The sequence below is a fragment of the Kitasatospora sp. NPDC059827 genome (genome assembly GCF_042731675.1).
Lineage (GTDB): Bacteria > Actinomycetota > Actinomycetes > Streptomycetales > Streptomycetaceae > Kitasatospora.
The window spans coordinates 1-11136 of sequence record NZ_JBHWIV010000063.1 but is presented as its reverse complement, the minus strand read 5'-3'; the positions used below and the strand labels follow the sequence as shown (position 1 = coordinate 11136).

At 76.3% G+C, this 11136-nt stretch carries 6 protein-coding genes; 3 read left to right on the top strand and 3 right to left on the bottom strand.

Translation table 11 applies throughout. The annotated features are described in order from the left end of the window. Positions 1-21: 21 nt before the first annotated feature. Positions 22-1761 carry a tetratricopeptide repeat protein gene (locus tag ACFV8H_RS30315; protein WP_380406367.1) on the bottom strand — a complete coding sequence of 580 codons (1740 nt, stop codon included), beginning with the start codon at positions 1759-1761 and terminating at the stop codon, positions 22-24. Between the two features lie 80 nt (positions 1762-1841). After that, positions 1842-2807, bottom strand: a complete 966-nt coding sequence (locus ACFV8H_RS30310) for an NADP-dependent oxidoreductase (RefSeq protein WP_380406364.1) — start codon at positions 2805-2807, stop codon at positions 1842-1844. A 148-nt stretch (positions 2808-2955) separates the two neighbouring features. On the opposite strand from ACFV8H_RS30310, the gene ACFV8H_RS30305 reads away from it, so the two are divergent. Beyond that, complete coding sequence (locus tag ACFV8H_RS30305) at positions 2956-3918, top strand: GlxA family transcriptional regulator (protein WP_380406361.1); 963 nt, start codon at positions 2956-2958, stop codon at positions 3916-3918. A gap of 41 nt (positions 3919-3959) precedes the next feature. On the opposite strand, the gene ACFV8H_RS30300 is transcribed toward ACFV8H_RS30305, so the two are convergent. Then, positions 3960-5972, bottom strand: a complete 2013-nt coding sequence (locus ACFV8H_RS30300) for a hypothetical protein (RefSeq protein ID WP_380406358.1) — start codon at positions 5970-5972, stop codon at positions 3960-3962. Positions 5973-6196: 224 nt separating this feature from the next. Between ACFV8H_RS30300 and ACFV8H_RS30295 the strand changes: the two genes are divergently transcribed. Continuing rightward, positions 6197-7600, top strand: a complete 1404-nt coding sequence (locus tag ACFV8H_RS30295; RefSeq protein WP_380406355.1) for a hypothetical protein — start codon at positions 6197-6199, stop codon at positions 7598-7600. A 100-nt stretch (positions 7601-7700) separates the two neighbouring features. Then, on the top strand, positions 7701-11063 hold the full coding sequence (locus tag ACFV8H_RS30290) for a right-handed parallel beta-helix repeat-containing protein (RefSeq protein ID WP_380406352.1): 3363 nt from the start codon (positions 7701-7703) through the stop codon (positions 11061-11063). Positions 11064-11136 lie beyond the last annotated feature (73 nt).

Below are 11136 nucleotides of genomic sequence, written 5' to 3'. Positions count from 1 at the left end.
GGCCCCGGCCCCGCCCCGGCCTCAGCGCCGTCGGCGCAGGGCGGACGCGGCGCGGTCGGCGGCGCGGCCCTCGCGGCGGTGCTGGTGGCGCTTGAGGTACCAGGCCAGCCAGTGCAGGGAGTCCGCGAGTGCGTCCTGGCGGACCCCGGGCGGGAAGCGCACCGGACGGTCGAGCAGCGCCAGGGCCTCCTGGAGCAGCGCCGGGACCGGGGCGGTGTGCTCCAGCCGGGCCTCGCGCAGCGCCAGGTTGGCGAGGGCGTGGACCAGCCCGCTGAGCTCGTCCTCCGGGACCGTGATGCCGCGGTAGCGGGCCACCGACTCCCGTGAGGCGGTGCGGGCGTCCTCGTGGCGCTCGAGGTCGGCGTGGTGGATGCTCAGGTTGTTCAGGATCCGGGCCAGTTCCCGGGTCGGCGCGTCGGGGTCCGGCAGCGGAGGGCCGGGCGGCGCGTCGACGACGAGGCGCATCTGCTCGACGGCCTCGGCCGTCGCGGCGAGCGCGTCACGGTGGCGGCCGCAGGCGCCCAGGCGGGTGCCGAGCGCGTCGAGGGAGTTCGCGAGCAGCGGGCGGATCGGCCCGGGGGAGGACTGCAGCAGTCGCCGGTGGAGGCCGATCGCCTCGGTCAGCGGCTGGATCGCCTCCGCCGGGCGGCCGATCGTCCCGAGGAACAGCCCCAGGTCGTGGAGCGCGGCGGCCAGGCCCAGGACGGCCCGGGAGTCGTCCTGGCGCAGGCCCCGGCAGTAGGTCACCGCCTCGCGGTGGGTGGCGAGCGCCCCGGCGACGTCCCCCCGCGCGCTCTGCTCGCCCGCGCGGCGGGTCAGTTCCTCGATCCGCGGCCACGGGGCCGCCGACGCCTCCCGGGGGCCGGGCTGCGTCGCGCGGATGCCGTCCTCCGCCGTCACCGCGCCCCGGCCGGCCAGCAGGGCGTCGATGGCGGCCAGCCCCTCGGGGTTCTCCGTGGCGAGGCGCCGGTGGACCGACGCCATCAGCTCCCGGCACACGTGGGCCTCGGCCCCCTCGCCCGCGCCGGTGCGCCGCAGCACCTGCGCGAACGTCGACAGGGCAATCCAGTACTCCTCCACCGCCGCCTGGCGGGTCGCGTCGAGCGTCCGGTAGCGGACCACGGCCTCGCGCAGGACGGGGACGGCCTCGGCGGCGGCGCCGGCCTCGTCGAGCAGCATGCCGAGGTCCGCCAGCGCGGAGGCCAGCCCGTTCCCGCTCACCGGCCCCGGCCGCAGCCGGTCCTCGACCCGGCGCAGCTCCAGGGCCTCCCGCACCGTCGCGAGGGCCTCGACGCGGGTCGCGGACGGGGAGAGCTGGTTCGCCAGGTTCTCCAGGGCGGCGGCGAGCAGGCGCCGGTACTCGTCCGGCTCCTCGGCGACCAGCGCCCGGAAGAGCGCGACGCCCTCGCGGGCGGGCGCCAGCGCCTCCGTACGGCGCTGCCGCACACCGAGCAGCCTGGCCTGCTCCACCAGCGCCTGCGCGAGCCAGGGCCGGCAGTCCTCCTCCCGGACGACCAGCCGCCCGAGGGCGACGCGCTCGGCCAGCACTGCCTCCAACTCGTCCAGTCGGCGCGGCAGTTCGGCGGGGCCACTGAGGAGGTCGGTCAGCTGGTCCAGGCCCGCCGCGAGCTCCGACCGCAGACGCGACCGCACCTCCCCCGTCGCCCGGCCGCCCTCGCGCAGCCGCTCCCTGGCCCGCTGCACCGCCAGCCGGGCCTGCGTCAACTGCCGTTCCGCGTCCGTACCCCCGCGCTGCTGCATCGGCCCCCGCCTCGCGCTCCGTCGTCGGCACCGTCCAGCGTAGCCGGTCGCACAACCCGGCCCCGGGCGAAGCCGGTTGGTCACGGGGTGACGGACAGCACGATCTTCCCGGTGGTGCGGCCGGCCTCGCCGAGCGCGTGGGCGGCGGCGACCTCCTCCCACGGGAAGACCGCGTCGGCGATCACGCGGAGTCGGCCGTCCTCGACCAGTCCGGCGATCTCGCGCAGGCCCTGCCGGTCGGGCTCGACGAGCATGAACTCCGCCCGCACCCCGGCCGCTTCGGCCTGCTCGTGGGGGAAGGTGCCGTCGAGGGGCAGCAGCGAGATCAGCCGTCCGCCGGGCCGCAGGACGCGCAGCGAGCGGGCCCAGTCGGCGCCGCCGACGGCGTCCAGGACGACATCGACGTCGTGGACGGCCTCGGTGAAGTCCCGGGTGCGGTGGTCGACCAGCTCGTCCGCCCCCAGGGAGCGGAGCAGGTCGTGCTTGGCGGCGCTCGCGGTGCCGATCACGTGGCCGCCGCGGGCCTTGGCGATCTGGACGGCCAGGTGGCCGACGCCGCCCGCCGCGGCGTGGACGAGGACGCGTTGTCCGGGCCGGACGTCGGCGGTGTCGACGAGCGCCTGCCAGGCGGTCAGGCCGGCCAGCGGGAGGGCGGCCGACTCGACGTGGGTCAGGCCCCGGGGGCGGTGGGCGAACTGGCGGGCGGGGGCGGCGAGGTACTCGGCGTAGGCGCCCGCCGGGTGGGGGAAGCGGGGCATCCCGAAGACCTCGTCACCCGGTCGGAAGACGGTCACGCCGTCGCCGGTCTCCTCGACCACCCCGGAGACGTCGAACCCCAGGCGGAAGGGCAGCGGCGTCCCGTCCGCGAACACCCCCCGCTCCCTGATCTTCCAGTCGGCCGGGTTCACGCCCGCCGCGTGCACCCGGACCAGGATCTCGCCCCGGCCCGGCGCCGGGCGCCGCACCTCGGTGATCCTGAGGACTTCGGGGGCCCCGGCGGTCTCCTGGGAGACGGCGCGCATGGTGGGGGTGGTGGTGCGGTCCATGATGACGTGTTCTCTTTCCACGGTGCTCCGCTCGGCCGTTCCCGGCTCCGCCCGCTGTTCGTGCCGGTTCCCCGGCACGTCGGAAGACTGCCGGGAGCGGAGGGCCCCCAGTAGCGGCTCGACGGCCATCGACTGAAAGGATCCGGCCATGCACCGCATCGGCGTTCTGGCCCTCGACGGCGTCGTCCCCTTCGAACTCGCCATCCCCGCGCGCATCTTCGGCGCGGCCCGTGACGAGGCGGGCGAGCGGCTCTACACGGTGAGCACCTGCAGCCTCGACGGCGGCCCGGTACGGGCCGAGGCCGACTACGGCCTCACCGTCACCCACGACGCCTCCCTGCTGGCCCGCGTCGACACCGTCGTCATCCCGCCCTCCCACGACCTCGGAGCCATTCGCGAGGAGGGCCGGCTGCCCGCCGCACTGCGCGACGCCCTCGCCACCATCCGGCCGGGCACCCGGATCGTGGGCATCTGCACCGCCGCCTACGTGCTGGCCGCCGCGGGGCTCCTCGACCACCGCCCCGCCACCACGCACTGGCGCGAAGCGGACCGGCTGCAGCGGATGTTCACCACCACCCGCATCGACCCGGACGTGCTGTTCGTCGACGACGGCGACATCTGCACCTCGGCCGGCGTCGCCGCCGGGATCGACCTGTGCCTGCACCTCGTCCGCCGCGACCACGGCAGCCGGATCGCCAACACCGTCGCCCGCTCCTGCGTCGTGCCGCCCTGGCGCGACGGCGGGCAGGCCCAGTACGTCCAGCGCCCCGTCCCCGACCCGACGGCCACCGGCACCGCCCCCACCCAGGCGTGGGCGATGGCACACCTCACCGACCCCCTCACCCTGGCCGAGCTGGCCGCCCACGCCAACATGAGCGTGCGCACCTTCTCCCGGCGCTTCCGCGAGGAGACCGGCACCACTCCCCGTCAGTGGCTGATCCGGCAACGGGTCGACCTCGCCCGGCACTATCTGGAGACCACCGACTGGCCCGTCGACCTGATCGCCCACCGGGCCGGCTTCGGCACCGGCGTCGCGCTGCGCCAGCAGCTCCACGCGTCCCTGGGCGTCGGCCCCCAGGCCTACCGCCGCACCTTCGGCCCCGCCGCCTGACCGGCCCCGGCCGGTGAGGAGCTCACCGGCCGGTCCGTCGGTCAGCCGGTGTGGCCGGTGTGGCCGGTGTGGCCGGTGTGGCGGGTGCGGCGGCGTTCGCGGGCCAGGCCGAGGGTGATGCCGCCGACGAGCATGGTGGCGCCCGCGACGGTCAGCATCGTGGAGAGGCCCTCCGAGCCGGTGGCGGCCAGGCTGCTGCCGGAGGAGCCGGGCGCGGCCGCGGGGGTGGTGCTGTGGCTCGCGGAGGGGGTGGCGCCGGGGGTGCCGGTCGGTGTGGTCGTGGTGGCGGTCGGGGAGGCGGTCGTCGTGCCGGTGCCGGTGCCGGTACCGCTCGGCTTCGGGGCCGGGGTGGCGGCCGGTGCGGTGGCGGGTGCGGTGGTCGGGCCGCCGGTCGGGGCCGGGGCGGGCGCGCTGCCGCCGCGTTCGGCGAGCTGCTGGGCGTACAGGCTGTCCGGGCTCATCGGGGTGCCGGTGGAGACCAGGACCCCGGTCTGGCGGCCCTCGACCGGGGTGCCCCGGGTGCCGAAGGCCCAGTTGTGGGCGGTGGGCGGGTTCTCCACGCCGTAGTAGCCGACGTTCGCGTTCCACATCACCTGGTTGGCGCCGGCCCAGCCCTGGCCGGAGCCCGCGTTGGCGCGGTTGGTGAGCGCGAGGTCGTCGCTCGGTCCGCGCGAGTGGAGCATGGTGATGTCGTCGTACAGGGTGCCGGTGGCCCAGCGCTGGTGCGGGCCGGCGTCCAGGCGGAAGCCGCCGGTGTTGTCCGAGGTGCAGTGCGAGAACACGTTGGGCCCGGCGACCCGGGCGCCGGTCAGCCAGGCGTGCACGTTGCTGCCGCTGACCTTGCAGTTGACGACCAGGCTCTGCTGGCCGTCGATGCTGTACGCGCCGGGCTGGGCGAACGGGGCGCGCTGGGGGACGGCGTGCTCCATGCCGGTGGCGCTGGTGTCCGTGACGGTGACCCGGGAGGCGGTGGCGCCGATCGAGCCGACGCCCGCGCCGAACCGGTCGGCGGCGATGTCCCGCGCCCAGGCGTCCTGGACGGCGGCGAAGTCCACGAAGCGGCCGGCGAAGTAGCCCTTCTCCTCGTAGCCGGGCGCGGAGACGAAGGCCGAGCCGTCGGCGCTGAACCCCTCCACCCCGACCCGGGAGATCCGGCCGGGGAAGTCGTACGCCCACACCTTGGCGTGGGTGTACTGCTTCTCCAGGGCGTTGGTCAGCGGGACGTCCAGGGTGACCTTGTCGCCGTCGATCGCGGTGACGGTGCGCTGGAACTGCAGGCCGTCGTTGGGGGTCCAGGGCTTGGACGGCGTGCCGTCCGGCCGGGGCGGGATGCGGTCCATGCCGACGGCCTTGATCCAGGCGTCCTCCTGGGGGCGCTGGACGACGATCTGCTGGCCGACCTTGAGGCCCGCCGTCGAGTCCAGGGTCAGCGTGGTCGCGCCGACCGGGACGTAGTCGTCGGTGACGGCGTGTTCGGCGCCGGTCTTCTGCGGCGCGCCCTCCCCGGCCAGTTGGACCAGCGGGCGGGGCTCGCCGGAGGCGACCAGCTTCGTACCGCCGGTGCCGCTGCCCGCGCCGCGCAGCACCACGCCGGAGGCCTTGATCCGCAGCGGCTTGCCGACCCGGAACGTCCCGGCCGACAGCTGGACGGCGCCGCGCAGCCCGTCCTGGCCGAGCGGCAGCGCGGCGACCTTGTCCAGCGCCTGCTGGATCCGGTCGGCGTCGTCGCCGGAGGCGGCCGGGTCCAGGGTGACGGCCGCCTTGGCGGTCGGCAGCGGCGCGGTGCCGTTGCGGTACCCGGCGTAGGAGAAGTCGGGAATCCGGTTGCCCTGGGCGTCGTGGCCGTAGACCAGCCGGCCGTCGGCGACGTGCAGCCAGTCCGTCCCGTCACCGGCCGGCGCGTCGGGCGCGGCGGTGCCGGGGGCCGGGCGCGGTCCGGCGGCGAGGGCGGCCGGGGCGGCCCAGCCGACGGTCAGTCCGGCCAGTCCGGCCAGGGCGGAGACGGCGACGGCGGCGCGCAGGGCGGTTCGCCGGCCGGCACGGGCAGGGGTCATGGACACTCCTCGGTCGGGGCCCGGAAACGGGACGACAGGGTGAACGCCCCGCCCCGGCCGGGCGGTTCAGTGCTGTGCGCGGGACTGCGGAAATTTCCCGCCGTGGTCGTGAACCGCGGGTGGGGGTCCGTCCGTGCTCCGTGGCGGAGACGTCGGCGGCACGCCGTCGGGGCCTCCCGGGAACGGGACAGCAGCGGGACGACGACGGGAGCCGGGGAGCTGTGGTGGGCACGAGCCAGGACGAGAACGGCGGCGGGACGACCGGGTACCAGCTGCCGACGGTGGCCTGGGGGATGGAGGAGGAGGCGCCGGAGGAGCTGAGCGGCTCCGCCGTTCCCGCCGAGGGCGTTGCCGAGGCCGCCGAGCCTGTTGCCGCGTCCGTCGAGGCGGCCACGTCCGCCGTGGAGCCCGAGCCGGAAGCCCGACCCGCCCCCGCCCGGCTCGGCGCGTTGAAGCGCGCCCTCACCCAGGTCCCGTCCCGGGCGGCGAGGCACCTCGCCTCGGTCGCCCCCTCAGCCGCCGGCCCGGCCGCCACCGGGTCCGGCACCAGCGGGACCGACGAAGCCGGAGCGCCCCACCCCGCCGAGGAGCGCTCCGGCCGCCGCCGGGTGCCCCGCCCGGCCGTCGCGGCCGCGGCGGTCGGCGTGGTGCTGATGGGCCTGCCGCTGGTGATGGGCCACGGCGAGGTCGGCACCGACGCCGTCGAGCCGCTGGGCGGCACCGGCACCAGCCGCCCCGACACGCCCGTCCCGCAGCCCGCCGGCCCCGGCACCCCGAGCGGGACCCCCGCCGCCGCGACCACCGGGCCCGCCACCCCGAGCGGCACGCCGACCGACCCGGCCGCCACCGCGCCTCCCGGCACGCCCGCCCCGGGCACGCCCGAGCAGCAGCCCGCCCCCGGGGCCGTGGTGGCCGCCGGGGCGCCGCTCGACCGGGCCGCCGACCCGGCCCCCGCCGCCCGCAGCGGGACCGGCAGCGGCACCGGGACCGGTACCGCCAACCGCCCGGCCGCCGGCCCCCAGCCCGGCACCGGCCCCGCCCCGCAGGGCCCCGCCGGGCAGCCCCCGGCCCAGCCGGCCGCCCCGCAGCCGGTGCCCCAGCAGCCCCAACAGCCCCCGCAGCAGCCCGCCGCGCCGAGCTACTCCGCGCTGGCCGGTCCGGGCTGTTCCGGCAGCGGCACCGGCTACCGGGAGAACGGCCACTCGGGCGGCTCCCGCGACTGGGTCACCAACCACGACGGCGGTACCGGCTGCGGCGGCGACTACACGTCGGTGCCGATGTCCGGCGACCGCAACAAGGACGACGAGAACTCGGTGTCCTGGACCTTCTCCACCGGGCCGGTCTCCTCCGGCAGTTGCCGGATCTCGGTGTACGTCCCGAACAGCGGCGACCTCAAGGCGGTCGGCGGCGCCCCCGCCTACTACACCGTCCAGAACAGCGGCGGCGGTACGGCCGGCTCCTTCACGGTCAACCAGCCGCAGCACCGCGGCCAGTGGGTCGACGTCGGCACCTTCCAGCTCGGCGGCGGCCGGATCGGCGTCCAGCTGCACACCCGGGGCATCGACTGGGGCGGCACCGCGGGCGCCCACCTCGCCGCCTCGACCGTGAAGGCCGACTGCACCGGATGACCCGCGCCGCACCGGACGACCGCGCGCGGCCCGGGAGACCAGCCGAGCCCGGGAGACCGGCCGAGCGTACGAAGCAAGCAGAGCGAAGGGAAGGCGAGCCATGTCGCGCCATGTGCTGACGGTGTGCCAGGAGCAGGGGTCCGGCGGCACCTACCGCACGATCGGCGAGGCCCTGGAGGCCGCCCGCGCCGGGGCGGTGATCTCGGTGCGGCCGGGGCGGTACGAGGAGAACCTGGTGATCACCAAGATGGTCACCATCACCGCCGAGGACGTCCGCGGGACGGTCCGGATCGCCCCGCGGCGCGGCTGCGTGGTCCAGGTGGTCGCCGAGGCCGTCCAGCTCACCGGCCTGGTGCTGCACGGCCGGGACGACGAGCTGCCCGCCGTCGACGTGCCGCGCGGCCAGGCCGCGCTCCAGGACTGCGAGGTGGTCGGCAACTCCTGGACGGCCGTGCTCACCCGCCAGCAGGGGGCGCTCGCGATGCGCGGCTGCCGGATCGTCAACTCGGCCGGCGCGGGCATCGTCGAGACCTCGACCGGCGCCAGCGTCATCGAGGACACCGTCATCGAACACCTCGGCACCTCCGCCCTGGTGATCGGCGAGAGCGCCAACCCGGTCGTGCGCAACTGCGTGCTGCGCGACGCCCGGGGCAACGGCGTCTGCGCCAACGGCGAGGCCCGGGGCACCATCGAGGACTGCGAGATCTCCACCACGGACAAGCCCGCCATCGCCCTGGAGGAGCACAGCACCACCCGGGTCTTGCGCACCGCCGTGCGCGACACCGCGCTCGGCGTCTACCTCAGCTCCGCCGCCCGGGTGGAGCTGGTGGACTGCACCGTCACCGCCACCACCGGCCACGGCATCGTGCTCGCGAACGGCACCGACCCGCTGCTGCGCCGCTGCCGCGCGGTGCGCACCCGCGGCCACGGCATCCACGTCACCGGGCGCTCGCGCGGCACCTTCGAGGACTGCGAGGTGAGCGGCGCCGAGACGGTCGGCGTGCACGTCGACGACTCCGCCGGACCGGTGCTGACCGGCCTCGCCGTCCGCGACTGCGGCGACACCGGGGTGGACCTCGGCGGGGAGAGCGCCGCCGAACTGGTCCGCCTGGAGGTCTCCGACGTCGGCGGCGCGGGGGTGCGGATCGGCGACGGCGCCAACCCGCTGCTGCGCCGGATCACCGTCAGCTCCGCGCGCGGCAACGGCGTCGAGGTGCTCCGGGACGGGCGCGGCCGCCTGGAGGACTCCACCGTGCTGGCGGCCGGCCGGGCCGGCGTGCTGGTCGAGGACGGCGCCAACACCTTCGTCGGCGGCACCACCGTACGCGGCGCCGAGGGCGTCGGCGTCCAGGTCGGCGCGGGCGGCGTCGCCACCCTGCGGGACTGCGAGATCGCCGAGTCCACCGGGGACGGCCTGGCCGTCGACGACGGCGGCGAGCTGACCTGCACCCGGGTACGGGCCCGCGCCAACGGCCGGCACGGCATCCGGATCGGCGCCGGCGCCCGTGCCGCGCTCACCCAGCTGGAGGCGGCGGACAACGCGGCCGACGGCATCCGGGTCGACTCCACCGACGCCGTCCGGGCCACCGACTGCACCGTCACCGGCAACCGCGGCTCCGGCCTGCGCCAGACCACCCCCAGCACCCGGCTGTCGGTGGAGAGCCTGCACAGCCGGGCGAACGGCCACCCCGACGCGCACGGGTCGGCGAGCGCCTCCGGTGCCTCGCAGGCCGCCGCCGAGGTCGCGGAGGGGGAGCCGGGAGCACCCGTCGAGGCGGCGCAGGCCGCCCCGGCGCCCGTCCCGGCAGCCCCCCAGGGCCCGCTGGAGGTGCTGGAGGCGCTGGTCGGCCTGTCCGCCGTGAAGGAGCAGGTCGCCACCCTGGTCAACCTCAACCGGCTGGCCCGGCGCCGCGAACTCGCCGGCATGCCGGCCCTCCCGATGGGCCGGCACCTGATCTTCGCCGGGCCGCCCGGTACCGGGAAGACCACCGTCGCCCGCCTCTACGGCAGCATCCTGGCCGAACTCGGCGTGCTGCGCAGCGGGCACCTGACCGAGGTGGCCCGGGCCGACCTGGTCGCCTCGATCATCGGCGGCACCGCGATCAAGACCACCGAGGTGTTCACCGAGGCGCTGGGCGGTGTGCTGTTCATCGACGAGGCGTACACCCTGTCCGCCGGAGGCGGCGGCACCGGACCGGACTTCGGCCGCGAGGCGATCGACACCCTGGTCAAGCTGATGGAGGACCACCGCGACGACATCGTGGTGATCGTGGCCGGCTACTCGGACGAGATGCGCGAGTTCCTCTCCTCCAACCCCGGCCTGGCCTCCCGGTTCAGCCGCACCGTCGAGTTCGCCAACTACGCGGTGGACGAGCTGGTCACGATCGTCGGGACGGCGGCGGCCGCGCACGGCTACCACCTCGCCGACGGCACCCGGGAGGCGCTCACCACGCTGTTCGAACGGATGCCCAAGGGCCCGGACTTCGGCAACGGCCGGGCCGCCCGCAAGGTCTTCGAGGAGATGGTCGACCGGCAGGCCACCCGCCTCGCCGGCCAGGCCGAGATCGCCGACGAGGACCTCGCGCTGCTGGTCGCGGCCGACACCGGGGAGCCCGAGGCCGCCCCGGCCAGCGCCGTCGACCGCGCCGAGATCCTCACCGAACTGCGCGCCATGGTCGGCCTCCCGGCTGCCAAGGAGCAGGTCGAGGACCTGGTCAACCTGATCACCCAGGTCCGCCGCCGCGAGGAGGCCGGCCTGCCGACCGCCGCGATCAGCCACCACCTGGTCTTCGCCGGCCCGCCCGGCACCGGCAAGACCACCGTCGCCCGCCTCTACGGGCGGCTGCTCGCCGAACTCGGCGTGCTGCCCACCGGCCAGCTCGTCGAGACCGCCCGCGCCGACCTGGTCGGCCGCTACGTCGGCCACACCGCCCAGCTCACCAAGGAGGCCTTCGACCGGGCCCGCGGCGGCGTGCTGTTCGTCGACGAGGCCTACACCCTCACCCCGCGCGGCGGCGCCGGCAACGACTTCGGCCAGGAGGCCGTCGACACCCTGATGAAGCTGATGGAGGACCACCGCGACGAGGTGGTGGTGATCGTGGCCGGCTACGAGGACGAGATGCGCGGCTTCCTCGCCTCCAACCCCGGCCTGGCCTCCCGGTTCTCCCGGCAGATCGAGTTCGGGCACTACACCGACGAGGAACTCGTCACCATCGTCGGCCTGCACGCCCGGAAGGCCGGGTACGTCCTGGCGCCGGACACCGTCGACGCACTCACCGGGGCCTTCGCCGCGATGCCGCGCGACCGGACCTTCGGCAACGGGCGCACCGCCCGGCAGACCCTGGAGGGCATGATCACCCGCCAGGCGGGCCGGCTCAGCCGCCTGGACGTCTCCGACCTGGCCGACCTCAGCCTGCTGCTGCCCCAGGACGTCGCCGCGGCGCGTTCGGGCAGCGCGGCATGAGCGGCGGGGCGTACGGGGCGTACGGGCCGCACGGGGTGGCTGCGACGGCCCGGTGGCGCGCTGTCGGCGGGGC

Coding starts and splice junctions, on each gene's coding strand:
- ACFV8H_RS30290 (WP_380406352.1), top strand. CDS start 7,701: ATGTCGCGCCATGTGCTGACGGTGTGCCAGGAGCAGGGGTCCGGCGGC.
- ACFV8H_RS30300 (WP_380406358.1), bottom strand. CDS start 5,972: ATGACCCCTGCCCGTGCCGGCCGGCGAACCGCCCTGCGCGCCGCCGTC.
- ACFV8H_RS30315 (WP_380406367.1), bottom strand. CDS start 1,761: ATGCAGCAGCGCGGGGGTACGGACGCGGAACGGCAGTTGACGCAGGCC.
- ACFV8H_RS30310 (WP_380406364.1), bottom strand. CDS start 2,807: ATGGACCGCACCACCACCCCCACCATGCGCGCCGTCTCCCAGGAGACC.
- ACFV8H_RS30305 (WP_380406361.1), top strand. CDS start 2,956: ATGCACCGCATCGGCGTTCTGGCCCTCGACGGCGTCGTCCCCTTCGAA.